Origin of the sequence: Vibrio sp. 16 (genome assembly GCF_963681195.1) — a bacterium.
Lineage (GTDB): Bacteria > Pseudomonadota > Gammaproteobacteria > Enterobacterales > Vibrionaceae > Vibrio > Vibrio sinaloensis_D.
On sequence record NZ_OY808997.1, the window covers coordinates 2,814,759 to 2,838,243 of the forward strand.

At 46.4% G+C, this 23,485-nt stretch carries 35 protein-coding genes; 30 read left to right on the forward strand and 5 right to left on the reverse strand.

Going from position 1 to position 23,485, the window contains the following annotated elements; genetic code table 11:
* Positions 1–51: 51 nt before the first annotated feature.
* From cysD to cysC, 4 genes are read left to right on the forward strand one after another with little or no spacing between them, the layout of a single operon-like run.
* The gene (gene cysD / locus U9J37_RS12970) at positions 52–960 is read left to right on the forward strand and encodes a sulfate adenylyltransferase subunit CysD (protein WP_005475906.1); all 909 of its coding nucleotides are present in this window, start codon (positions 52–54) and stop codon (positions 958–960) included.
* Positions 961–982: 22 nt separating this feature from the next.
* A complete protein-coding gene (gene cysN, locus U9J37_RS12975) occupies positions 983–2,410 on the forward strand; it encodes a sulfate adenylyltransferase subunit CysN (RefSeq protein ID WP_005475973.1) in 1,428 nt (475 codons plus the stop codon).
* A gap of 24 nt (positions 2,411–2,434) precedes the next feature.
* Positions 2,435–4,159: an SLC13 family permease gene (locus tag U9J37_RS12980; protein ID WP_005475953.1), complete on the forward strand. Its 1,725-nt coding sequence runs from the start codon at positions 2,435–2,437 to the stop codon at positions 4,157–4,159.
* 12 nt (positions 4,160–4,171) lie between these two features.
* A complete protein-coding gene (gene cysC / locus U9J37_RS12985; RefSeq protein WP_005475930.1) occupies positions 4,172–4,789 on the forward strand; it encodes an adenylyl-sulfate kinase in 618 nt (205 codons plus the stop codon).
* Positions 4,790–4,838: 49 nt separating this feature from the next.
* Here cysC and U9J37_RS12990 read toward each other — a convergent pair whose 3' ends face one another.
* From U9J37_RS12990 to U9J37_RS13005, 4 genes are all read right to left on the reverse strand, one after another.
* On the reverse strand, positions 4,839–5,300 hold the full coding sequence (locus U9J37_RS12990) for a chemotaxis protein CheX (RefSeq protein ID WP_005475940.1): 462 nt from the start codon (positions 5,298–5,300) through the stop codon (positions 4,839–4,841).
* A 26-nt stretch (positions 5,301–5,326) separates the two neighbouring features.
* Entirely contained in the window at positions 5,327–5,776 is a 450-nt protein-coding gene (zur, locus tag U9J37_RS12995; protein WP_005475957.1) for a zinc uptake transcriptional repressor Zur, read from the reverse strand.
* Between the two features lie 706 nt (positions 5,777–6,482).
* On the reverse strand, positions 6,483–7,613 hold the full coding sequence (locus tag U9J37_RS13000; protein ID WP_005475910.1) for an HD domain-containing phosphohydrolase: 1,131 nt from the start codon (positions 7,611–7,613) through the stop codon (positions 6,483–6,485).
* Positions 7,614–7,678: 65 nt separating this feature from the next.
* Positions 7,679–8,284, reverse strand: coding sequence for a S24 family peptidase (locus U9J37_RS13005; protein WP_005475969.1), 606 nt, complete (start codon positions 8,282–8,284; stop codon positions 7,679–7,681).
* A 133-nt stretch (positions 8,285–8,417) separates the two neighbouring features.
* On the opposite strand from U9J37_RS13005, the gene U9J37_RS13010 reads away from it, so the two are divergent.
* The 23 genes from U9J37_RS13010 to U9J37_RS13120 all read left to right on the forward strand — a co-directional run bounded on the left by U9J37_RS13010 (position 8,418) and on the right by U9J37_RS13120 (position 19,941).
* Positions 8,418–8,672 (forward strand): pyocin activator PrtN family protein, encoded by a 255-nt coding sequence (locus tag U9J37_RS13010; protein WP_005475959.1) that lies wholly within the window; start codon positions 8,418–8,420, stop codon positions 8,670–8,672.
* Positions 8,673–8,684: 12 nt separating this feature from the next.
* Positions 8,685–8,861, forward strand: a complete 177-nt coding sequence (locus U9J37_RS13015) for a hypothetical protein (protein ID WP_005475975.1) — start codon at positions 8,685–8,687, stop codon at positions 8,859–8,861.
* Between the two features lie 185 nt (positions 8,862–9,046).
* Positions 9,047–10,948, forward strand: a complete 1,902-nt coding sequence (locus U9J37_RS13020) for a hypothetical protein (protein ID WP_005475983.1) — start codon at positions 9,047–9,049, stop codon at positions 10,946–10,948.
* A gap of 74 nt (positions 10,949–11,022) precedes the next feature.
* Complete coding sequence (locus U9J37_RS13025; RefSeq protein WP_005475979.1) at positions 11,023–11,349, forward strand: hypothetical protein; 327 nt, start codon at positions 11,023–11,025, stop codon at positions 11,347–11,349.
* Positions 11,342–11,854 (forward strand): hypothetical protein, encoded by a 513-nt coding sequence (locus tag U9J37_RS13030; protein ID WP_043887400.1) that lies wholly within the window; start codon positions 11,342–11,344, stop codon positions 11,852–11,854. Before U9J37_RS13025 ends, U9J37_RS13030 begins: the two co-directional genes overlap by 8 nt.
* Entirely contained in the window at positions 11,838–12,296 is a 459-nt protein-coding gene (locus U9J37_RS13035) for a hypothetical protein (protein ID WP_005475946.1), read from the forward strand. The genes U9J37_RS13030 and U9J37_RS13035 overlap by 17 nt, the downstream gene beginning before the upstream one ends.
* Positions 12,262–13,029, forward strand: a complete 768-nt coding sequence (locus U9J37_RS13040) for a hypothetical protein (protein WP_043887402.1) — start codon at positions 12,262–12,264, stop codon at positions 13,027–13,029. Before U9J37_RS13035 ends, U9J37_RS13040 begins: the two co-directional genes overlap by 35 nt.
* A 121-nt stretch (positions 13,030–13,150) precedes the next feature.
* On the forward strand, positions 13,151–13,279 hold the full coding sequence (locus U9J37_RS13045) for a hypothetical protein (protein WP_005475944.1): 129 nt from the start codon (positions 13,151–13,153) through the stop codon (positions 13,277–13,279).
* An 11-nt stretch (positions 13,280–13,290) separates the two neighbouring features.
* Positions 13,291–14,118, forward strand: a complete 828-nt coding sequence (locus U9J37_RS13050) for a major capsid protein P2 (protein ID WP_005475981.1) — start codon at positions 13,291–13,293, stop codon at positions 14,116–14,118.
* Between the two features lie 8 nt (positions 14,119–14,126).
* Entirely contained in the window at positions 14,127–14,411 is a 285-nt protein-coding gene (locus U9J37_RS13055; RefSeq protein WP_005475961.1) for a hypothetical protein, read from the forward strand.
* A complete protein-coding gene (locus tag U9J37_RS13060; protein WP_263280378.1) occupies positions 14,411–14,545 on the forward strand; it encodes a hypothetical protein in 135 nt (44 codons plus the stop codon). Before U9J37_RS13055 ends, U9J37_RS13060 begins: the two co-directional genes overlap by 1 nt.
* On the forward strand, positions 14,542–14,748 hold the full coding sequence (locus U9J37_RS13065) for a hypothetical protein (RefSeq protein WP_005475929.1): 207 nt from the start codon (positions 14,542–14,544) through the stop codon (positions 14,746–14,748). Before U9J37_RS13060 ends, U9J37_RS13065 begins: the two co-directional genes overlap by 4 nt.
* Positions 14,745–15,116, forward strand: a complete 372-nt coding sequence (locus tag U9J37_RS13070; protein ID WP_043887403.1) for a hypothetical protein — start codon at positions 14,745–14,747, stop codon at positions 15,114–15,116. The genes U9J37_RS13065 and U9J37_RS13070 overlap by 4 nt, the downstream gene beginning before the upstream one ends.
* A gap of 2 nt (positions 15,117–15,118) precedes the next feature.
* Positions 15,119–15,553, forward strand: a complete 435-nt coding sequence (locus tag U9J37_RS13075; protein WP_005475942.1) for a hypothetical protein — start codon at positions 15,119–15,121, stop codon at positions 15,551–15,553.
* On the forward strand, positions 15,550–16,098 hold the full coding sequence (locus U9J37_RS13080; protein ID WP_005475985.1) for a hypothetical protein: 549 nt from the start codon (positions 15,550–15,552) through the stop codon (positions 16,096–16,098). The genes U9J37_RS13075 and U9J37_RS13080 overlap by 4 nt, the downstream gene beginning before the upstream one ends.
* Positions 16,095–16,898: a hypothetical protein gene (locus tag U9J37_RS13085; protein WP_043887404.1), complete on the forward strand. Its 804-nt coding sequence runs from the start codon at positions 16,095–16,097 to the stop codon at positions 16,896–16,898. Before U9J37_RS13080 ends, U9J37_RS13085 begins: the two co-directional genes overlap by 4 nt.
* A gap of 20 nt (positions 16,899–16,918) precedes the next feature.
* Positions 16,919–17,428 (forward strand): hypothetical protein, encoded by a 510-nt coding sequence (locus U9J37_RS13090; RefSeq protein ID WP_005475977.1) that lies wholly within the window; start codon positions 16,919–16,921, stop codon positions 17,426–17,428.
* Positions 17,429–17,519: 91 nt separating this feature from the next.
* Complete coding sequence (locus U9J37_RS13095; protein ID WP_005475922.1) at positions 17,520–17,729, forward strand: hypothetical protein; 210 nt, start codon at positions 17,520–17,522, stop codon at positions 17,727–17,729.
* A complete protein-coding gene (locus tag U9J37_RS13100) occupies positions 17,729–17,881 on the forward strand; it encodes a hypothetical protein (protein WP_005475908.1) in 153 nt (50 codons plus the stop codon). Before U9J37_RS13095 ends, U9J37_RS13100 begins: the two co-directional genes overlap by 1 nt.
* Before the next feature lie 279 nt (positions 17,882–18,160).
* Positions 18,161–18,598 (forward strand): hypothetical protein, encoded by a 438-nt coding sequence (locus tag U9J37_RS13105; protein WP_150918945.1) that lies wholly within the window; start codon positions 18,161–18,163, stop codon positions 18,596–18,598.
* Positions 18,591–18,962, forward strand: coding sequence for a hypothetical protein (locus tag U9J37_RS13110; protein ID WP_043887406.1), 372 nt, complete (start codon positions 18,591–18,593; stop codon positions 18,960–18,962). Before U9J37_RS13105 ends, U9J37_RS13110 begins: the two co-directional genes overlap by 8 nt.
* Before the next feature lie 109 nt (positions 18,963–19,071).
* The gene (locus U9J37_RS13115; RefSeq protein WP_157607891.1) at positions 19,072–19,518 is read left to right on the forward strand and encodes a hypothetical protein; all 447 of its coding nucleotides are present in this window, start codon (positions 19,072–19,074) and stop codon (positions 19,516–19,518) included.
* A gap of 192 nt (positions 19,519–19,710) precedes the next feature.
* Positions 19,711–19,941: a DUF2498 family protein gene (locus U9J37_RS13120; RefSeq protein ID WP_043887408.1), complete on the forward strand. Its 231-nt coding sequence runs from the start codon at positions 19,711–19,713 to the stop codon at positions 19,939–19,941.
* A 126-nt stretch (positions 19,942–20,067) separates the two neighbouring features.
* Here U9J37_RS13120 and U9J37_RS13125 read toward each other — a convergent pair whose 3' ends face one another.
* The gene (locus U9J37_RS13125; RefSeq protein WP_043887410.1) at positions 20,068–21,138 is read right to left on the reverse strand and encodes a site-specific integrase; all 1,071 of its coding nucleotides are present in this window, start codon (positions 21,136–21,138) and stop codon (positions 20,068–20,070) included.
* Positions 21,139–21,248: 110 nt separating this feature from the next.
* On the opposite strand from U9J37_RS13125, the gene dusA reads away from it, so the two are divergent.
* From dusA to U9J37_RS13140, 3 genes are all read left to right on the forward strand, one after another.
* A complete protein-coding gene (gene dusA / locus U9J37_RS13130) occupies positions 21,249–22,250 on the forward strand; it encodes a tRNA dihydrouridine(20/20a) synthase DusA (RefSeq protein WP_043887412.1) in 1,002 nt (333 codons plus the stop codon).
* Positions 22,251–22,409: 159 nt separating this feature from the next.
* Entirely contained in the window at positions 22,410–22,619 is a 210-nt protein-coding gene (gene pspG / locus U9J37_RS13135) for an envelope stress response protein PspG (RefSeq protein WP_005475931.1), read from the forward strand.
* Between the two features lie 131 nt (positions 22,620–22,750).
* Positions 22,751–23,419, forward strand: coding sequence for a TIGR04219 family outer membrane beta-barrel protein (locus U9J37_RS13140; protein ID WP_005475987.1), 669 nt, complete (start codon positions 22,751–22,753; stop codon positions 23,417–23,419).
* Positions 23,420–23,485: the final 66 nt, after the last annotated feature.

The following is a 23,485-nucleotide window of genomic DNA, read 5'->3' on the forward strand; positions in this document are numbered from 1 at the left end:
CATTATTTGATTAGTCAGAAGCTCATAGAGAGCCGCAAAGGAAGCACTAACATGGACCAAGAACGTTTAACCCACCTCAAGCAGCTCGAAGCGGAGAGTATTCATATCATCCGTGAAGTGGCGGCTGAATTTGATAACCCGGTGATGATGTACTCAATCGGTAAAGACTCATCGGTGATGCTGCATCTAGCTCGTAAAGCATTTTACCCAGGTAAGATTCCTTTTCCGCTGTTGCATGTCGACACTGACTGGAAATTCAAAGAGATGATTGAGTTCCGTGATCGCACTGCAGAGAAGTATGGCTTCGAGCTTTTGGTACATAAGAACCCAGAAGGTCTGGCGATGGGATGCAGCCCATTTGTGCATGGCTCTTCTAAGCATACCGACATCATGAAAACTCAGGGTTTGAAACAGGCTCTGAACAAGTATGGGTTTGATGCGGCATTTGGTGGTGCTCGTCGTGACGAAGAGAAATCTCGCGCAAAAGAGCGTGTCTACTCATTCCGAGACAAGAACCACACTTGGGATCCAAAAAACCAGCGTCCTGAGCTTTGGCGTACATACAACGGTCAAATCAACAAGGGTGAAAGCATCCGCGTCTTCCCATTGTCGAACTGGACTGAGCTAGATATCTGGCAATACATCTACCTAGAGAACATTGAAATTGTTCCTCTGTATTTGGCTGACAAACGTCCGGTCGTTGAGCGTGATGGCATGCTGATCATGGTTGATGATGATCGCATGAAGCTAGAGCCAGGCGAGAAAATTGAAGAGAAGAGTGTACGTTTCCGTACGCTTGGCTGCTACCCGTTGACTGGCGCAATTGAATCTGAAGCCAATACGTTAACTGGCATTATCGAAGAGATGTTGGTAGCGACCTCGAGTGAACGTCAAGGCCGCGCGATCGACCATGATCAGTCTGGATCGATGGAACTGAAAAAACGCCAAGGTTACTTCTAATTAAGGATCTAAGGAAAGAAACATGAATAGCGCAGTAGAAGCTCAATTAGAAGAGCTAGGTATCGAAGGTTACCTGACACAGCATCAATACAAATCACTACTTAGATTCCTGACTTGTGGATCGGTAGATGACGGCAAAAGTACTTTAATTGGTCGCTTGCTCCATGACTCGAAGCAGATTTATGAAGATCAGCTAGCGGCAGTGCACAACGACAGCCAACGTGTCGGCACAACGGGCGAGCGCCCAGACCTAGCGTTACTGGTTGATGGCTTGCAAGCAGAGCGTGAGCAAGGGATCACCATTGATGTCGCTTACCGTTATTTTTCGACTCAAAAGCGCAAGTTCATTATTGCTGACACTCCTGGACATGAGCAGTACACACGCAACATGGCGACAGGTGCGTCAACGTGTGATCTTGCGGTGATCTTAATTGATGCCCGTAAAGGGGTGCTCGATCAAACGCGCCGCCACTCGTTCATTTCGAACCTGCTTGGCTTGAAGCACTTTATTGTCGCCGTGAACAAAATGGATCTTGTCGATTATTCTCAAGAGCGTTTTGAAGAAATTCGCGACGAGTACTTAGCGTTTTCCAAGAACCTTCAGGGCGAAACCGACATTCAGATCATTCCGCTATCTGCTCTAGAAGGCGATAACGTTGTGGAAGCAAGCCCACGAATGAGTTGGTTTGAAGGCCCGTCACTGCTTGAGTTACTCGAAAACGTCGATGTTGACCAAGATAAGACGTCTGGCGATTTTCGCTTCCCAGTTCAATACGTGAACCGCCCTAATCTCGATTTCCGAGGTTTTGCCGGCACGATTGCTTCAGGTAGCGTAAACGTTGGCGACAGCATTAAAGCGTTGCCATCGGGCAAAACATCTAAAGTGGCACGCATTGTCACCTTTGATGGTGACTTAGAGCAAGCTCAAGCGGGTTTAGCAGTCACCCTGACATTGGAAGATGAGATTGATATCAGCCGTGGTGACTTGATTGTGCTAGAGAAGGCACAAGTCGAGTCAAGCAACCATCTGTTGGCAGACATCGTTTGGATGACAGAGCAGCCGCTGCAGCCGGGTCGCGAGTACGACATTAAGATTGCGGGTAAGAAAACCGTTGGCCGTGTTGAAGGGATTCGCCATCAATACGACATTAACAACCTGTCAACGCATAGCGCCGTAGAACTTCCGCTCAATGGTATTGGTCTGTGTGAACTAACGTTAACAGAGTCTGTGGCGCTTGATGCCTACCAATCATGTGCAGACACTGGTGGTTTCATCGTCATTGACCGTCTTACTAATGTGACTGTTGGCGCTGGTCTTGTTCGTGAGAGCTTGACTCAAGTAGAAGCGAAAGCGGGTGATATTTCAGCTTTTGAAGTGGAACTCAATGCGCTTGTTCGTAAGCACTTCCCTCATTGGGAAGCAAAAGACATCAGCCAGTTATTGAAGTAGTCACTAGGCTGACAAGGAAGTGTTATGTGGCAACAAGGATTGGTATTGGCATTGTTATTGGGCATTGTTACATGCCTACTAACAACGCGGATTAAACCGAGCTTCATTTTTGCTGGCGCAGCCTTTATTGCGTTTCTTGCTGGCATGATTGAGGTCGGCGAGGTTGCCACAAACTTTACTAACTCTTCTTTGGTGACTCTTGTTCTGTTGATCTTAGCGTCAGCGGCACTAGAGAAGACTCGCTTGATCAGTTGGGTGAGTCGGTCGCTATCAACAGGGCGGTTAGGTACTGTAGTGGCGAAGCTGGGTGTCTCGACTGCTCTGCTCTCTTCTTTCACGAATAACACAGCAGTGGTTGTGTCGCTGATTGGTGCGATTAAGCGCAATCAACAGCATGCACCTTCAAAGCTGTTGATCCCTCTCTCATATGCCGCGATCTTAGGGGGCACCTTGACGTTGATCGGAACGTCAACGAACTTGATCATCAACAGCTTTGTGGAAGACGCAGGGCTCCCGAGTTTAGGGTTTTTCACGCCGACTATGATCGGCCTTTCTGTTCTAGTTGGTGGGCTTTTGATCTTAGTGCCATTAAGTTACCTGCTTCCCAACCATGATGATCACAATCAAGATGATCTTCCTTACTTTTTGGAAGCTCGCGTAGAGCCAGGATCGCCACTGGTTGGGCGCAGCATTAGTGAGAATAATCTTCGCGCACTGAGAAAACTGTTCCTAGCGGAAGTGATTCGCGATGGTCAAACGATGCCTTCCGTCGATCCTGATTTTGTTCTCCAAGCTCGCGACCGTCTTCTGTTTTGTGGTGATATTGAAAGTGTTGCCACATTGCAAGAAATCCAAGGTTTGACGCTGTTTGGTCAGCATCACTTGAATGGACAAAACTTTGTGGAAGTGGTGGTGAGTTCATCGGCAAGCTTTTGCAATAAGACTCTGAAATCGAGCCATTTCCGAGATCGGTTTGACGCAGTAGTGGTTGCCATTCGTCGAGGCCATGAGCGTCTTCAAGGTGGACTTGGGAATATTACGCTCAATGCGGGTGACACCCTAGTGTTGGTACCAGGTAAACGATTTGAACAAGAGCGACAAGCGCATCGCAAAGAATTCGTCCTTATGAATGATCTTGATTCGAGCGCACGTCTTGATGCCAACAAGTCCGCGATCGTTTTGATCGGTTTTGCCAGTGTCATAGGGCTTGCGCTTCTTAATGTTGTGCCGTTAATTAAAGGGCTCTCGGTCTTCCTCTCTTTAACTTTGTTTACCGGCATTGTTCAACTTAGTGAGCTGCGCCGCCGCTTTCCTATCGATATTGTGGTGATTGTTGGCTCTGCGCTTTCTATCGCTCAGCTTATGCTTTCGTCCGGATTATCGATGACATTGGGCCAAATGTTTATTGAAGCATTCAACGGCTGGGGAGTGTTTGGCGCTATCGTTGCGACCTACTTGTTGACTCTGATTTTAACCGAACTGGTAACCAACAATGCAGCCGCAGCCTTGGCCTTTCCAATTGGTTACAGCATGGCCATTGGTTATGGGGTTGACCCAATGCCGTTTGTAATGGCGGTGTTGTTTGGCGCGAGCGCGAGTTTTATCTCTCCTTACGGATATCAAACTAACTTATTGGTTTACACCGTAGGGAACTACAAATTGACCGACTATATTCGTGTGGGAATACCGTTATCAATCGTATATTCAGTGCTGGTATTGGCGCTTATTCCCCAGTTTTTCCCGTATTAAAAGGACACAGTTATGACAACGGAAACGCCAACTAAGGATGAAAATATCGTTTGGCATAAGCATGCTATCGATAAGCAGTTTCGTGCTAACTTAAAGCAGCAAAAACCGGCTGTGCTTTGGTTTACAGGTCTTTCAGGTGCAGGAAAATCCACTGTGGCTGGAGCGTTAGAAAACAAGCTAGCAGAACTGGGCTACCACACCTACTTGCTTGATGGTGACAATGTTCGACATGGTTTATGTAGTGATTTGGGCTTTTCTGATCAAGATCGCCGAGAAAACATACGTCGCATCGGTGAACTATCTAAACTCATGGCTGACGCAGGTTTAATCGTTCTCTCTGCTTTTATTTCCCCTCACCGAACAGAGCGTCAGCTTGTCCGAGACCTGCTTCCGGAAGGGGAGTTTATTGAAGTCTTCGTCAATGCATCTCTTGAGGTATGTGAGCAACGCGATCCTAAAGGGCTGTATAAAAAAGCCCGAGCAGGAGAGATCCCTAATTTTACAGGAATCGACTCTGAATATGAGGCTCCTATCAATCCAGAGATCGATTTGTTAGCGGGAGAAAAATCAATTGATGAGCTGGTGGATGACTGTTTGCTAGCTCTAAAGACGCGCAACATTATTGCATGACCTAATAAAAAAGCTTCCCGAGGGAAGCTTTTTTGATCTCGTTGAGCGGTTACTCAAAGCAAATCTCAATGAAGGCATTACCCCATTGAGATGAAAAAGGCATGATGATGATTGAGCCTTCACATTTATGACGAATCGTATGGCCTTTACCAGATACGACAACAGGTGTTGCCATATCAAAGTCGAAACCGCTATCAGCTAGAATACGTTTTGCGCCACCTGTTACCATGTTGGTGATTTCACCCACCATATCGGTCACTTCGTCGTTTAGACCATTCGGGCGCTCACCTAGCATGTTTTGCATGATTTCTAATGCAAGACTCTCATCAAAGGTAATAGACATAGAACCGCGGCTTTGCGGACCAACCATCCCTATTAAACCTGATACATCCCCACGTGCGATTTCATCTTTCTTAACACGAGGTTTTTGTGGCTTCAACTCCAGTGAAGCCATCGTCTTTAGAACGTTCATTAAAGAAGCTAAAAACGGGTTTACAAATTCAGCGCGCATAACTTTCTTCTATATCTTTATTTCGCTTATTCGGATGAGCAGTTTTTACAAACACCGTGAGATTCAATCACATGGTTGGTGATGGTAAATCCATGCTTTTCCGCATTGTTAACTAACAAGGCTACCAAACTATCATCTAGCAGTTCAATAACATTACTGCATTTATCACAGATCAGCATGTGTGAATAATGCGTGTGGGCGTTACAAGAGCCACATTGGATATAGCTGTTGGTTGACTCGACTCGATGAATAAACCCCTGTTCTAACAAAAACTCCAAGGCTCTATAGACCGTTGGCGGCTTTGCTTGAGGTTCAGTCTGTTTCAAATCTTCTAACAGCTCATAAGCGCTTGATGCTTTGGGGCTCGCACAGATTAACTCAAATACACGCTTACGCTGTGAAGTGAGTCGTACGCCGCGAGCAGCGCATATTTCTTCAATTTGTGTCACTAGCTGTTGATCCAAACTGTTCACCATTCCTCATGGACATTTTTAATAATATACCATTTATTGAGGTTTATCGTTGATCTATGGGTAATTTATGATTGCTTGTTCAGTTAGTTACCCCAATGAACCTTAATGGCTTATGCCGCCTAAGTTACTCTAAGTTGATGGAAAACGAAACAAGATCAGTAAGAGTTAGCGCCGTTTTGCTGTCTTGGTGACAGTATGGTATGTGCTTAGAGGTAGATTCTATTGTTGATAGACAAGGGCGTGGCGAGCAAATGAAACTGGTAGAGTCAGTAATCCTGGGGGTTAACCTTGCTTTTGGTCACCCGTAGACCAAAAGGTGATATTGCTTTCTGAGCTTAGAATGATGATCGATTTTATCTCCACATAATCAAACAATTAAGATGTTGCTATTGAGGCAGGCAGTTTTTGGCCTACTGGTGGTAAAGTGCTGAATGGCGCATGGCACACGCGACGCCACTTGTATTGAGCTTGTCTAGGTATTGCTGTCCGAGTTTCTCTTTTTCCTGAATGTTTGTGATTCTGTGTGTATAATCGCGAATCGATTTTTCACCAAGATGCTCACTTTACTGCGAGACTCACCTTATGAAACCTGACAATACTAGTAAATACGCGGCTAACCGCTTTTCCATTGCACCCATGCTCGATTGGACTCACTTTTAAGCTATTGCTAGTCTCGCCAGTGAGTCATACGTACTAAATACGTACCAGACTATTGAAAACCACTTATTGGCGTATACAGGCCTCCTAACGTTTCATCTTCTTCATAACAAGTTAGAAATGCATCTACCACGTAGGGATCATACAGTTTGTTCCTGCCTTGTTTTAAGGTTTCTAAGGCTTTTAATGCCCCTACAGCCTTTCTATAGGGTCTATCACTTGCCATGGCGTCAAACGTGTCAGCGACTGCAATGATGCGAGCCTCAAGTACTATTTTGTTCCCTTTTATTCCATGTGGGTAACCTGAACCGTCAAGTCTTTCATGGTGCTGTTCGATCATTTCTTTGATTGGCCAAGGAAAGCAAACCTCGCTAAAAATTTTTGCCCCAACTTCAGAGTGACTTTGGAGCAACTTGTATTCTGCTGGCATAAGTTTTCCCAACTTATTTAATATCTGAGAAGGAATCACAATTTTGCCGATATCGTGAACCAGTGCCCCTATGATTAAGCCTTCTTTTACGTTTTCTTTGAGGGATAGCTTTTCTGCTATCAGAGCGCATATATGAGAGACATTTCTTTGGTGGGAAGATGTGTACTCATCTCGAATCTCAAGGGCACGAGATATTGCCCCGAGCATATCGGTCATGATTTCGACAGGGCTATGAGATTCAAATGCTAGCTGATTCTTTGAATGAACAGAGTCTATGCTATTGGCCTTGGATTGAACCTCTGGCCATAAATCGTTGACCCTTTTAAAGAAATCATAGACGAACTCTTTAGCATATGGATCTTTGCTGTTACCTATCCCAATGACGGCAACTACATGATTATCTAGTATCAATGGAACACTGAAGTGATGAGTTAATTTAATATGACCTTCAGGCAAAGAGTCAATTGTCGAGTAACTCGCGTCATAGTGGTTATGTATGACTGGCTTTTGGGCTCGTATACTGTCCGCCCATATTCCGGCAGACGATAGTGGATAGTGAGTTTCATGACTTGAGTGGCAGTGTTTCAAAACAGACGTTGACCAAACATTTAGAGCGATTTCATCACCATCATGGGAATAAAAATGGAAGTATCCAATATCACTTTGAGCTTCTTGTACTAAGTAATCAATGAGATCTCTGTAGAAATCATGACTCGTCAAATATTCCCTTTTTGTAAGTAAGTTGATATCCATTAGCGTATGAGCTCACATAGTTTTTTCTTAAAGGTATGTTACTAATAGTTTAGTACTATTTTCAGCTACATCCTTTGCCCTGACCAAACCACCTCACCAATGATCTCAAAATCCGCGCTTTGAATATCACTCTTAGAAAGTTCCCACGGCTCGTAAGCTGAGTTATCACTAACAACCTTGATTCCTTGTGGTAAGAACTGAATACGTTTCACCATCAAGCGGCCATCGAAGCGGAAAACATAGATACCGTCATTTGAGAATCCATCAACACGATTGACCATCACAATGCTCTGGTTCTTGAGGGTAGGGCTCATGCTGTCACCACGGACAGGCATTAGGAAAATATTGTTTGGGTTGAAACCAAGCTCTTGTCTAATGAACTTCTCACTAAACACCATTGCGCTTGATTCTTCTTCTTTTTCAACCAGAGCTCCATGACCCGCACTTACCTCAACGTCATAGAACTTGAGTTCTAGGTAGCCACGGGGAGCAAGTGAGCCATTTTGTGACAGCTCTCTAGCTTTGATGAAAATATCCTCAGGGATGTGGTTTCGGTGTTTCCAGTTGGAAATTGTCTTTGGAGACTTACCAAGAGCCTTTGCTAAATCAACGTTCTTAGCGGTGTTGGTTAATCGCTTAAGCTCTTTTAGTTGCTCCTCAAAACTTCCCATAAAAATATCTCCGTGTACTTTTGGGGTTGATTTAAGAAATTAGATCCTCAATAATTCCCTTTGTTGAGTTTGGGGATGTTAAGGGGAACTAGAATTTCCTTTAACTCCCTCTAGTGTACTACACGGAGGAAGTATGAATACAAGTTTTGCCCTATTAGCTCGTTTTGAAAGTCCAACTGTTGAGCTAAAACAAATTAGCCAAGAATTTTTTGGCATTACTCCTAAGACAGCGGAGCAGCGAGCGAAAGCCTGTGATTTCCCTGTTCCTACCTTCAAGTTGCGTGATTCTGAGCGCAGTCCTTCTCTAATCAAAGTCGAAGATTTGGCCGCTTACATCGATAAGCGACACGAAGAAGCGAAGCAAGATTGGCTATCAGTTAACGGTTAGGGAGAGCAAACAATGAATACACCCATTCACGCAATCAACATTGATTTTACTCACTCAAGCGAAGCCAAAGCACTGCTTGAGGCTATTGGCTCACGAATCGCACCAGTACCCAATGCCGAAGCCTATTTGGATCAGGTTTGTTGCCAACTCCAAGAGGCCATTGAGCTACTAGAGAGCTTGGAGGTGTAACTGTGCAGGTATCTGACCCCATTCATTTGCCCTGTCCTGATATGGCGGGAATGGTGAACCCAGACCCTAAAAAGCGACAGCGCTCTATCAGCATTTTGCAAAAGCTCCGCGAGGAACACGGCTTAAATCAAAAGAGAACGAAAGGCTTGAACGTAAACCCGCTTACGTGGCGACGAACTTAAGTAATGAAAAAAGAAGATCTACTGTATGTGGGCGGAGCTGTTCGCCCACTCGATAAAATTTTGAAAACCAATGCCTGCTATGAAGCGGGTTTTTTAGGTTCTGATTTTCAGCAATGGGCTGAGAGTGAGAACCAAAAACTCCGTATCTATGAACAACTGCATTTTCTGCGCACCAAACACATCCGCGAAGCGGCTCGCGATAGCGAGGAAACAATAGGCTTGTCCAAGGGCGCAAAAGTCGGACACGACAAAAAACGCCAGAAAATCGCTCGAATTGATAAGCGTTTGCGAGTGCTCAAGCATCCTCGCGGCGTTAAAACGGAGCTTGATAGCAGGAAAGGGCATGACAGCTTTGAAAGCCTGTACGCGACTACAGGGCGAACGAGTGCGGCTGTCTTACCGCTTGCGCATGAGAAAACAACGTTTACCCCAGAATCATCCCCTGTTTCCTTGCATCTACAAAAACGAGATTGGTCAGGTCAGCATCGAGCGCAGATAGTCACTCAACCGCCAGCAGGAAGCGCACCGGATGCCAATGTTGGGGAACGCTTCACAGAAAAGCTCACTAAACGAAGTGTGTCGAAAATCTTTGAGTCGGGCGCTTATGTTGCTCAGTGCCATGATGGTTTCACCACGTTCTTAACGCTTACCTTTTCGCGTGAGCAGCGCATGGCGTTATTCGGGGCAATGACTGAAGCCGAAGGGCGACCTTACACGCCGATTCGATTTGAGCGAGACAAAGGGACGTTGGTTCACGGCAAAGACGGGCAATACACCTTATTACCCGAGAAACCGTTCAAGGTGGTCAAAGTGCTTGAGACTACGATGGGGCGAGAGGTCTCTCGCTTCTTGGATGGCTGCAAGAAAATGTATCAGCGCGGTTGGGAAACTGAGACCGGAAGAAAAATTGAGCCTCACTACAAAGCGAAGCCAACCGAGTTCGGCCCAGACCGAGACAAAGCGGATTTTCATTACATTTGGGTGGCAGAGTGTCCACCAAGCAAGGATGAAAACGGCGAAATCATCGGTGAGCCAAACCCTCACATTCATTTGGTGATGCGTTGGTCGGTAGATAAATCGGTTTTTGCTGATTGGGCGAAACGACTTGAAGCACTTTGGGGGCAGGGGATGGCGCACCTTGAATGGATTAAACAACCCAAGGCGGCAAGCTCCTATCTAATTAAAGCGCTCGGTTATGCCGCGAAAGGTGAGAACGCAGACCAAGGCTTGATTCGTGGCAATCGCTATAACATTGCGCGTTGTTCTCGCGCTCCGGCATGGGAAACATTAGCCACGTTCGAAGCAGACAACATTACCGCCGTGATTAAAGAGCTTGGCTACAAGTTAGAACAATGGAAGAAACCGCTACAACGTTCACTTTCTCGCATCAACAAGATGAAGGCTCAAACCATTAAAGCGTCCGGCATTGCGAAGAAACAAGATCAACCTCAAGCGTATTTGGACAAACTGCAAAGTCGCATCATTCGTTTAGAGCGAGCGGCCAAGAAAGTCACTCAAGATATGAAGCAAAAAGAAATGCACGTTTCGAGCACGAATCGTTTTTCTATCACCTTTGATGGTGATAAATCGCGTGAACGATTAGACAGCTTCTTGCATTGGGCGTGTGGGGCGCGTGGTTGGTCAATGGAGCTGCTCGGTGCAACGGGCCAATATAGTGAAGTGTTGGAGCGAGAGGTTTATGGCACTCGGCATCATATCGACTTAAGTGATATTCGAGAGCAAGCAAGAGAGCAGTACCAAGCTCAATATGAACATTTTTTAGAGAGGCGAGCGTATTGGCAGAGTGTTTTAAAAGAGCCAGTACCTAATGAGCCGACCGAAGAAGAAATTAACTATTGGCAGAGCGTTAAATCTGACTACCTAGAAGGCAGGTTAGCCGCTTAGCCAACAATCAAACACGCCAACGATGGGAATCAGGGGCATCTTATTAACTAACGTCGTGAGACAGAGGAAAACCAATGAAATCACTCTCTATTCAAGAATGTCAGCGTGACCTTGCCGCGTTAGATGCGGCAGACCAATTAACGGCCAACGTTGAGAACGAAGTGAAAAAGCTCAAAGAGATGGACATGAGCAAGCTAATGAGCAAAGCCACCAAGATGTTAATGACGGGCTCGTTTTCACTGGAAGCGTTAGGGCTTGCGCCCAACTTCTTCGAGCAAATTGAGCAGTTAACCAAGCTCAACAATGTGGCGCGTAAGAAGTACCGCGCTCATGTGACCGCTAACCTCAACCAGTTAGATGGCATTGAAGACGCGCAAGTGGTGGAGGATAGCCATGAGTAAACATCCGAATCCGGTTCGCGGGTATGTGCCTTGTCCGGTGTGCTCAAGTGAAGCAACCGTACATCAAGTAGGTGAAGGACGTTTGATTGCCGAAGGCGAGCCACCGAAGAACAGTCGCAACCTTGGTTTGAAGTATTACAAGTGTCCAAATTGCGGTAATAGCTCCATGAGCAAAAGCGTTGATAAGTACATCGAAGAACGCTTTTCAACGGAAAGGATCATGGTAGGCCAAAAGCTCGAAGCGTTGGATTCAACCGAAGCCAACGCACTAGAAACCGTTGAAAGTGTTGAGCCTGATGCTATCGCTGAGCCCAGTGATAGCAAGGTTGAAAGCACTGAGTTAACCGAAAGCGAAACCGAAGAGAAAGCGCCCGTCTCAAAGTCGTTCTTTTCGTTCAAGCGTGTATTGACCGCACTTGGTGTACTGATTGTCCTACTGTGGGCTTTTCGCTTGTTGATGCCAAAACCACAATCTGAGGAGGTCGCCAATGCAGCAACCGAATGAAACCTTGGAGCCATTGACTGAGGGCGACGATTGGGGCGATTTTGGCGGGTTTATCAAGCAGCTTGAAACCGAAGAGTCACCCACTGAACTAACCGAAGAAACCGCACCAGAAACCGAAGGGCTGAACGATGAAGCGCTGCAAGGTTTTATGGGGGTGATGTTCACCTTGTGCGAGCAAGCCACCTGCATTATCTCAGGTGTGGAATTTAGCTTTGATGAAAAAGGCAAAACCGAAGTGATCAATGCGGCGGTGCCAGTGCTCAATAAACACGGCGGCAGCATTATGGCCGTGTTTGGGGATTACATCGAAGAGGCTACGCTGCTGATTGCGGTGCTTGGTCTGATTTACACCTCAAAGCGCACCATCAAAGAGTTAGCGATTCAAAAAGCGGAGGAGGAAAAGCGCAATGTCGAAAAAGCCAAAGCCGCTCAACCTGCCTAATCCGGTGAACTCCAACCCGTCACACGATGCCGAGCATGTGATTTATGTGGCGGGAACGGGCGGGGGCAAAACCTCGGCGGTGAAGCATTTGGGGCTTGTACCGAAAGCCTCGCAAGCGGTGTTCTTCGACCCATACCGAAATTATGCAGGGGCGAAGTTTCAAGGACAGATGTGTCATGGCACGGAATCTCGCGTCGCGTTCGTCAAATCGTTGGTGATGGCTCGCCGCTCCGGTCAGTCGTTTAAGCTCGCGTACATTCCCAAGGGCGGGGCGACCGCTGACGAATTGGAGTTCTTTAGCGCGGTGGTGTGGGCTATGGGTAACGGCCATGCGCCCAAGCTGCATGCCGTTATCGAAGAGTTGGCGAGCTGCGTTGAGACCTCCGGCAAACTCAAGGGCAAAGCGGGGGAGCTGCTGCGCGGTGGTCGTCAGTATGGCTTAGTGATTCACACGGTGTTTCAGCGTGGTCAGGAAGTGCCAAAAACCGTGACCGAACAATCCTCGACTTGGTGGATTGGCGCGGTTAACTCGATGTCCGATGCCAAATGGTTGGCTGACAAGAAAGGCTTAGAGATTAGCGAGATTGCCTCGCTCGTCTCGGCCAAGGTCAACAAGCAGAAAATCAACAAGCCAATTGCGGAATACATGCTCGTTCGTGATGGGATTGGTAACGTTGAAAAGCGCGCGTTTAACTGCCAAACAGGGGCGAAAACCTCCCTAAATTATCGGTGATGCCCTTCACACTCCAACCTATAGGTTAACCACTTAACCTATAGGTTGCCTTCCGTTGTCCAACTCGTTTTTTCCTCGCTTAATCAAGGCTCTTTTCAACCTGTGACGAATTGGAAACAACATGAAAGCACAACACAAAAACATGTTAATCACGGCCTTGCTGACCATCATCATCTTGGCGGCGATTAACAACATTGCGGCCATGAAAACTCTGAAAGAAACCATCAACGGCAAAACTGGCTGGTTCTAAGGAGAACGGTAATGGAAGCACTTCAAACACTATTTAACCCGCGTCCAAAAGAGCTCGACCCTGTTGAGGGTGTGGCATGGGGCAACCAAGCTACGCTGCGTTTGGTGTCGGGGCCAACCTACCAAAACCTTGAGCTCGTGACGAACATCTTTAACCCGTCTGATATTGAGCGTGTGCGCATCACTCACAACGGTAAAGAGATTGTCTCACTCTCTGGTCAAGACATGGTGGATTTACAAGAGCACCGCTCGAACTACACGCAGCAAGGCCGCTACGTGATCTCGTTTAGCGACATGACCATGCGTACCAAGATTGGCGTTCGCCAAGGTGAGCTTGTGACGTTGCCAGGCGAAATCTGGTTTGTGTACATCCAACTGAAAGCGAAAAGCGGTGTCGAGGCGCCGAGCATTCGCGCCCGCGCTCATATTACGGAAGCGCAAACGCAGCGCATCTTTATGCCGCGCATCTTCTCGCTAACGTGGTTCGCGTCTGCCTCTGGTCGTACGCCGTTTGATTGGGCTGAGCGCTCGCCGTATCTGAACATTAACCGTGTTCACTTCAAAGACGACACGATTGAGCGTGTTCGCGTCATTCGTGACGACCGCGAAGAAATGAACGTCAACAAAGCGGACAACGCTTTCGACTTGGCGGCGATGGGCCTTGAGCAAAACGATGGTTGGTTCTCGCTCGACTTCATTCGTACGGGTTTTGGTACGGAAGGCAAGCTGAAAACCCAAGCGGTGCGCTCACTGCAATTTGAGCTTGAGAAATCCTCGTCCGGCAGTGTGCCGCTTATCGTGGAAGCCATCGAGCAAGTGGCTGTGGTTAACGCGCAATAGGAGTGGCTATGAGTTGGTTAGATGCAATCAGTGAGGCAGGCGGCGAGCTCGTCGATGCGGTCTCTGATGCGGGCAGCACTTGGATCAAAGGTGTGGCTCAAAACGACATCGACAACAAGCAGACCGCAAGCAACCCAGACGAAGCGCGACCGCATCAAGTAGAGGGGCAGACCGCCGATGGTCGCCCTCTGGTGAGCCATCAAGGGGGCATGAATACGACTTACATCGTCATGGGTGTGGGCGCGCTTATTGTTCTCTTGCTTGTTGTGATGCTGATGAAAGGGGGTAAGTAATGCCTTTTCTACTCCCTGTCGTGTTTTTGGGTGGCGGCATTGTGGGCTTTCAGCTCTCTGAGGGCTCAAGCAAGCTTGTGATGATGTTGGTGCTCTTGGTTGTGGGCTACGCGCTCCTTAAGGGGGGCTTATGATTCCGATGCTAGGCGGTGGCCTCACCAACAGCGGCACCATGCCTATCAGTGGCGGTCAAGCGGGCCCCTCTACCGCAACGAGTACCAATAACAGCGGCCAAAGCATTGGCTCTATCAACATGGGAAGCCCTCAAGGGGTAAGCCCTTGGTTGATTGGGGCGGTTGTGGTCATTTTGGCTTTTCTGGTGCTGCGCAAGAAATGATTGTCTGTGTCACTGAGAGCCCCGAAGCGCTTGCCCGATTGAAGGTGGCCTTTCGCGCTTGTCCGCAGGACTTTGAGGAGCTGAAAGCCGAAGTCCAGACAGGGCGCGTAAGCCTCTATCAACTAACGGGTGAGGGCTACGACATCACAGTGGCCGGAGAAATCCTCGGTGAGAGCTATTACCTATGGGGCGTGTCCGGTCATGGGGTGATTCACGGCATTCAAGAGCTTCAAACCTACGTGAAGAAGGCGGGGTTAACCAGTATTTCCGCTGAGACCTACTTTCCCGCGTTGGCGCGTTTGGTTCGCCGCTTGAACACCACGGAAAAGCCTCTGACCGACACCACGCACCTAACAATGAGAGTGTAATTATGGGTGGTAAATCCAGCTCTAAGAACATCACCTCGACCAGTAACGTCAGCGGTCAAAATGCCATTTCTGGCAACAACCTCGGAACGGCCATCAGTGGCGTGTCGGATTCGACCATTACGGTCACGGCCACTGACCACGGTGCCATCGAGAAAAGCCTGTTATTTGCCGAAAGCGCAATGAATGGCTCGCTGTCGTTTGCGGGTGATGCCTTAGACGATATGAGCGCGGCGAACTCGGAGAACTTGCAAATGTTGGCAGGGCTCGCGGGTAACCAAGCCGAGCAAAACAAACAAAGCCTAGATTCCATTATGGAGCTGGCGAAATTCAAACAAGACAACGGCCAAAGTGAGACGCGCAAAGAGCAAATCATCATGTTGGTTGTGATTGCCTTGATTCTAGGAGCGGTGGCCATGATGGCACTGAAGAAACGATGAAATTTACGCTGCAAGAAAATCAGCCGTATCCCGTGACCATCTCCGGCTCTTGGCTGTGGCTGCGTTACGCAAGCGCTCCGATTGTGATGGAAACCGTGACGGGTGAGCGCGTGACGATTCCACAAGGCTCGGTGATTAAAAACAACGAGCTGCTTGGGCGAGTGCTGCTGCATTCGAGCGAGTCTCAAACCATTGATGTGGAATTTGGTAAAGGCGATTTCCAACCGCCGTCTGACGGTCAGCGTGTGGTCATTGAGTTAATGCCACCAATGGAGATTGCGCCCAATCAGCAAGTGAAAACCAAGGTGCAGCCCAAGAGCAGCGCCATTGATGTGCAAGAGCTCACCATGCCCGCAAGCCTTGAAGAGAATCTGACTCGACAAAAAATCACGATTCGCACCCCAAGCGATAACGCCGAGCAGATTTTGATTAACGGGAGCTATCCGCTACTGGCGGGTGAGCTCATTGAGATTGAATCGACCGCCGCCATCGAACTGACAGGAGCAGAAACCGATCGCGTGTTTATCTTGGAGTGTCACTCATGAACGAACAACTTTTTGACCGTATTCGCCAAATCATTGGGGAGGGTAGCTCAGTCAACAAGGTGGAGCGCCTCGCCCAATACGTCTTGTCGCAAGGCTCCGGCGGTCACCTTGGGATTCTGGCTCAGACGATTAAACCGACCTTGGACTTGCGTCCGGTGCGCTACCCGCAACAAGCCTACGCCGATTACATCCGTAAAGACTGCTTTTCCATTGTCGACCAAAACGGTCAAACGGTGACGGTGAGTGACTTTGTGCCCCAAGCCATGCGTGACTCGATTCTGGAAGACATCGACGGGCATCAAAACAAAGAGCTTGAGTTCACGCTGAGCATCAACATTCGCTATCAAATCGGCCTGAACGCGGACGGCTTTTCGGATGTGAACCTGTGGGACGGGTTAGCGCTCGATATTGGCTTTGATATTGATAAAACGCCTGAAATTGTCGAGCCCTTGGTTCGTATTCCGGTCAATGTGAACCGAGACAGTCACGACGTTTTGGTGCTCACGGCCAACTACACCAAAGTGGCGCGTTTGCCGCTTGGCCCAACCGAAGGCAACAACACCGGACTGACGGCGGAGGCGTTGAATTTTACGTTCAACAATCTGCATCTCGCGTGTCAGCTCGTGTGGGAGTACACCGAAATTCCGTGGGAGGAATACTCTGAAAAAATCCTCTGGACGGAAAACGTCATTGAGCTGAATCCGCTCAGCATGTACGTCTCTTACGCCGAGCCGTTTTCTATCAGCGTGTTGGACGTGAATATCGTGGACAAGGTTGATAACAACGTGGTGCCAGTGTGAGAGCGCCCGTTATTGCCTTCATGCTTCTGCTTGTGGGTGGTGTGGTTTACGTCACCCGCTCACAACGTGGGAGCAATGTTATTGAAACCATCACTCAAGAGGTCACCAACGTGGTGAATACCATTCGTAAGCCTCGCGGCGTTCGAGCGAATAACCCGCTCAACATCGAGAGCAATGTAAATAACAACTGGCTCGGCAAGGTCACGCCATCGGTGGATAGCCGTTTTGAAACCTTCCAAGCACCGGAATATGGATTCCGAGCAGGGGCCAAATTGCTGCGTGATACCTACCAAGGGCGCTACGGCCTAGAGAGTATCCGTGAGCTTATCCATAAGTTTGCGCCAAGCCATGAAAACAACTCAGACCATTACGCCGAGTTTGTGGCGAAGCGTGTCGGCGTGAGCCCTGATGCACCGATTGACCTACGCAGCGACAACACGCTGGCGCGTCTGATTCATTCGATGTCGATTATGGAAGTCGGTCGTCATTACACCCTAGAGCAAGCGCAACAAGGGGTACAAATGGCATGACCAAACAAGACGCCAAGAAAATCATCGTGATGGTGATAGGAGCCATCCTCAGTGCCTACGCCATCAAGTTTCTGAAAGGGAATAAATTGCTATGAAAAAGTATCTAGAAAGTCTTATCAAACAGCCGTCCACCTACAAAGGGGCGGCGCTCATTGCGGCGGGTGTGGCTGCTGCGTCAGGGCATCCTGAGCTGCTGACGGTCTCGGTCAGTGAGTCCGGCGCAAGCTACGGTGGTCTCATTGGTACGCTTGTACCGATGGCGCTTGGTCTATGGGAAACCCTACGTAACGAGAGCAAATAATGGCGGAATACCAAACCCTAATCATAGCTGCGGTGAGCGCAATCTCTAGTGGTATTGGTGTTGGTGTAGCGATTAAAACCGATCTCAAGTGGATCCGTCGAACGATGGAAAAAATGGAAGAGCGGATTGTTCGCCTAGAAGAACGTCATTAAAAACGTCATTGTAAGTGTCATTGTCTTCGTCATATGACGTTTGATCGTGTTAGCCCACTCTTTGGAGTGGGCTTTTTTGCGAGTAATGTCAGGAAAGCGTACTGATTAATGACATAGAACACAGTTTGCATAATAACTTTTAGTTTGGATATTCAACTTGTTGATAATCCGATGGTATTGTTGTCTGGTTAAAATTAGTCATTCACAAAATGAGTCGTGTTAGGCGGGCGGAAGTTAGCTAATAAGCGTTAGAATTTTCATTTAATAAAGGAGATAGAATTGGATGAGTTAATGAAATGGATATCTTTGATTTCCAACATCGTTACGATTGGAGCCTCTTCGATTGCGATTTATTTATTTCTTGCCAAAAAAGAGAGCTTCACTGCTGTATTCAGAATGTTAGTGAATTATACATATCAGTTATCTCTTTCCGAAGTTAAAGAGAAGTTGGAAAAGCTAAACGAATACAATGCTAAAGACGAAAATGAAAATGAAAAAATAGTCAATATTCTTAATGAGATCGTTGGTCAGATCAAAGGTAATGATAAGTTAAAGCAGCATTTTTCATCTTCTCTCTCTGATATTGATATGTATGCTTTAGGCAAAAAGCAGTTGTCTGAGCCTAAAAAGCGAGCACTAGTCAGTGAGTTGAGAGAACGTCTCAGACACCTTAACGTAAAAAATATTGATCATTTAGTCGGAGATACTAATGAGTAAAATTGTAACGGCGATTAACGCAATGATTTCAAATTCTGGGTCAATCACGAATGTTGTCCAAGGTGACATGGATTCGGAATGTTTTTTTGTTTATGACAACAAACACACATGGTCAATTATAGAGAATAAAGAGGGTAAGTATTTTCTTCATTACTATCCAGGAAACCCTAGTGCAAATGAATTGGCGGGAATTCCAAGTGAGCATTGGCATGAAGCTGATATTCGCTCTGTAGTCTATACAAGTGAGGTCCTAGGAACAAAAGAAGCATTGGACTCATTGAAAGAACTCAACTCGATAGTCAGAGAAAAGCTGTACGGAATGGATTCTGTTTTGGAAGAAATCATCGGGACTGGAAAATTCTAACAAAGCATTTAAGAGTGATTCGCAACGCTTGGCAGTTTCGCTTCGCTCAAGTATAGCCAAGCGTTGCTCACACCTTAATGCGGCGTTATAAATATTAGAGGTTTTATCGGTGAATTTTGATTTTTTTCGTAGACTTATGGTTGGCAAACCCGGTGGGAAATTTGATCAATTAAACAAAAAGATTCTCGAAACCTCGAGAACTGAAACTAACGCTAAAAAGCTAGCAATCAGAACACTTAAAGATCTCGAAAAGCGTTTGAATAATCATTTCTGTACTCGTGGCAAAGTTACTTCGTATGCAAACAATATCCATGATAGTGAGCGAGTTCCTCCAATACATATAGTTACGTCTGTAGACGGCTTTGATGAGTTTGGGCCCCACAAATCAATTGAGTTGAGTATTTGTTTTAATTTTAGTAGTGCAGTTCACTATGAAAGCTTCACGGTTACGTATAAAGACAGTTCAATTTTTTTGACTTGTTCCGGTGTCGAGACGAAAGACATCAATGAGTTTTGTCAGGCTATAGAAGCCGTAGTTGTCGAGAAGTATAAGTAGTTCAAAATATTTATAACAAGCAATTTAAGAGGGATTCACAACGCTTGGCACTTTTGCTTCTACTTCAAATTTAGTGTTTATGGCACAATGCTTTAGGTTTGGGTGGAGGCGTTGTTCACCCCTCAATTGGGCGTTAGCTATCTTTCCTAAAGTCTGGGAATTTACGGAATCATTAAATATAAGGAGACAAATATGTCAAATGTAGTTGGTGTTACAAAGGAACAAGTTCTTCCTCTATTGAACCTGCATCTAAAGAACCATCCAGAATATTTCGATGGAATGAGCTTTGATGATCTTGAGGTTGTTAATGGGAATTTTGTACCGAGAGCTCATCTCTTTCTTGATTCGGATGGACGACCAACTGAAAAAACTGAACAGGCGCAAAAGGTATATAGTGAGGTCTTTGCTGACTTTTTGCCTTAATAGCTAACAAAGCGTTTAAGGCTGATTCCCAACGCTATATCCTATAAATCTTACTGTGTGGGCGTTTTGTGGTCGGTTATTGTTAAAGTGTGTTTTATTTCAATTGCTTATATTGATAAAAAAGGCTCATTGCTGAGCCTTTTTATGTAGGTTGGAGGGAAATAGCTGAGTATACACCTGCCACAGCACATTCAAACTCCTATGCCCCGTAACCTGTGCAACCTCTTCAATAGAGTAGCCCTTTTCGAATAAACGACTCGCTCCCTCTCTTCGCAAGTCATGGTACCTTAAATCTTCAATACCTAGCTCATTACGTACTCTCTGAAAACCTGCGGTTACGCTTCTTGGGTTGTAGGGGAAAATCAGCTCATTTATCTTCGGTTGCTTGAGCGCGATATCAAATGACTCACCGAGTAGGGGGACTAACATATGGTTGCCGGTCTTTTTACGCGGGTCTTTTCTATCTCTAACCACGATGGTTTTGTTTTCGTGGTCTAAGTCTTCCCATCGAATATTGCACACCTCTCCAATACGCATACAAGTGAGAATGCTGAACTCAAGAATGTCAGTGAATGGAATCCGTGTTTTTCCGTTTGGTCGATAGTTCTCTCTTTGCTCTAGCCCTTCTTTGAGCAGTTTGAGTTCTTCGGAAGTAGGGCGACGGGTTCGTTTTTGGCTTTTACCTATTAGCCCCATGTCGGTGAGAACGGGAACGGCCTCGTCGAATATCTGAAAATTGGCAGCAATATTGAAAACGGGCTTAGCTTTTTTCATTACTGAACGAAGGTAAGCAATGTCATGGTAGATGGTAGCGCCGCCAGCGCCTGCACCTTTACGGTTTTTACAGTGTTGGATGAGATCACTTGTTCTTAGCTTGTCACTCTCAACATAAGCAATATCGCAATCACGAAGTAGTTTAATGACATACTGCTTTGTTCGTCCGGTTTTATCCCACAAATCAGGCTCTTCCATAAACTTGTCGAACAGTACGTATAGCGGTACGGATTTTTGTCCGCATGCGTCTGGATTTTCCAACTCTAAAACCCGTTTATTTGCATAGGTTCGGGCGAGTTCTTTTTTCCTGAATGTTTTCGATTCTCTGTGTATAATCGCCGAATTCTTTTTGACTATGATGTCCACTGTAAAGCGCAGTTCACCGCTTTTTAGTGTTCGTTTTTTAATGCTGAATGACGCCATTCGTCCTACTCCTTTGATGCGTACTATATGCGTACTGAATGGGTAGATTTGGGGCAATTCTAGCAAGTTGCTGTATGTATATACAGTGGTAAGATTTCGAGTAACACCTTATGAAACCTGACAATACTAGTAAATACGCGGCTAACCGCTTTTCCATTGCACCCATGCTCGATTGGACAGATCGTCATTGCCGCTACTTCCATCGCTTGCTGACAAACGAGACTCTGCTTTATACAGAGATGGTTACGACTGGTGCGATCATTTATGGTAAAGGTGATTTTTTAGCGTATAACGAAGAAGAACATCCGGTGGCACTGCAGTTAGGTGGCTCGAACCCGCAAGATCTCGCGACTTGCGCTAAACTTGCAGCAGAACGCGGCTACGATGAGATCAACCTTAATGTAGGGTGCCCATCAGATCGTGTGCAAAATGGCCGTTTTGGTGCTTGTTTGATGGCGGAGCCTCAGTTGGTGGCGGATTGTGTAGCTGCAATGCGTGATGTGGTGGATATTCCAGTCACGGTGAAAACACGTATCGGTATTGATGACCAAGATTCTTATGAGTTTCTGACAGATTTTGTTTCGATTGTTTCAGAGAAAGGCGGTTGTGACCAGTTTACTATTCATGCGCGTAAGGCTTGGTTGTCTGGGTTAAGCCCGAAAGAAAACCGAGAGATTCCACCGTTGGATTACCCTCGTGCGTATCAGCTAAAGAAAGATTTTGCTCATCTAAACATTGCCGTAAACGGTGGGGTAAAGACACTGGGCGATTCTCTGTCTCACTTAGAGCATGTAGATGGTGTGATGGTCGGTCGCGAAGCTTACCAGAACCCGTATCTACTAGCGGAAGTGGATCAGCAGATCTTTGGTTTAGACAAGCCGATCAAAAAACGCTCTCAAGTCGTAAAGGAAATGTACCCATACATTGAAGCTCAGCTTTCGAAAGGCGCTTATCTTGGGCACATTACTCGTCATATGATTGGTTTGTTCCAAGCGATGCCAGGTGCCCGTCAGTGGCGTCGATACATTAGCGAGAATGCGCACAAACCAGGTGCGGGTATCGAGGTGGTTGAAGCGGCTTTAGCGAAAATTCCGCAAGAGTTGGATGTGTAAAAAATACCAACAGTGTGGTGAAAAATACCAAATCTAATTTATTAAGAAGGTGCTTATCGTGAGCGCCTTTTTATTTTGTATCATAAAATCAGTGTGTTATTTATTTTTTTGAAGTTGGCACATAATCTGAAAGAGTCAGTTCAAACAAAGGAGAAGCGTATGTTTGAACTGATTTTTATTTTGGTATTTACCGCGACACTACTCGTTACGGGAGTCACTATGCTGACGGTATTTGCTGGGGTAGCGTTTTCTATTGTTGTCATGGTTCTGCTTGGAATGTTAGGTGCAGTACTTAAAATATTACCTTGGCTCATCGTGATTGCGATCGGTATATGGTTCTTTAAATCTCATGTAGCGCAGGCTCGTTAATTCTCATCCAGAGATAAATAGTTGCTGGGATGGCGGGTGTGTATGGTAGAATTCGCGCATATCGTATACACCTCCATTGACGATTACTCGTCTTGGGAGGAGCAAGCACCATTACTGGGAGAAACAAGTTCATGGGTTTTAAAACTGCAGCCTTACTCGCTGCTGCTGTCATGTCAGTGCCAGCTGTCGCTGAAGAGTCATCATTGACGACGAAGATTGGTGCTGAAATGTGGTTGTCGGAGACAAAGGTTAATGAAGTAAACCGTGATAGTGACACTTCCCCAAGCTTTTACGCAGCCATAGAGCATAATGTTAAGTACGTACCTGATGCTCGAATTCGTTACTCTAGTGTCGATGCTGATTACATGGCATTCGATAAATTAGACTTAACACTTTACTACCGTATTTTTGAGCATGAATTAATGCACTTTGATGCGGGTGTGACTTTAAGTGACTTGTCTAATACCAAATACATCAATGCAGAAGACGCGACACGAAATACAGAATTCGATGGAATGATTTGGGCATGGTACGGCTATGCAGAGCTGACTGTTCCAGATACGTCCATTGATATTATTGGTGAAATGAACTTCGGTGATAGCAATAGCATCAAGAGTACTGACTTAATGGCTGGTGCTCAGTACCGAATGGATTTGAATGGCAACCAACTCGCATTAAAAGGTGGTTATCGAGTGATCGATTTAGAGTCTGAAGATTTCCGTGTTGCTGGTGGCTCAGATTTAGGTAAGCCGTTTATTTTTGCCAATGGTTGGTTTGTTGGGGCTGAGTTTAGCTTCTAAAAAAGAAATTATTGAGAAACGCCGCTATTTATATAGCGGCGTTTTTTTATATCTATTGATTATATT